Source organism: Gemmiger formicilis, from assembly GCF_018784445.1.
Taxonomy (GTDB): Bacteria; Bacillota; Clostridia; order Oscillospirales; family Ruminococcaceae; genus Gemmiger.
The window spans coordinates 1-202 of sequence record NZ_WQOH01000042.1 but is presented as its reverse complement, the minus strand read 5'-3'; the positions used below and the strand labels follow the sequence as shown (position 1 = coordinate 202).

Here is a 202-nt window from a genome sequence, read left to right as displayed (position 1 = left end):
ACTGTAATTTTAGCAGCTTGCTTCACAGGCTTTCTGCTTCCGAAGTACAAAGAAGCAATGCCGGATAATCCGCTGACGAGCAGGATAAGTCCGTTTACCTTTAAGGACAGTTCTACAATGCTAAAAGTGAATGTTTCTCCAAAAGCTGCCCTGACCACACTTAACAACAGAGCAGACAGCAGTATGCCGACAACCAATCCCA

At 45.0% G+C, this 202-nt stretch carries 1 protein-coding gene; it reads right to left on the bottom strand.

The genetic code is table 11. The features are described from left to right. Positions 1-202: hypothetical protein (locus GPK89_RS11540; protein ID WP_215693300.1), on the bottom strand; the 202-nt coding region annotated here is incomplete at both ends.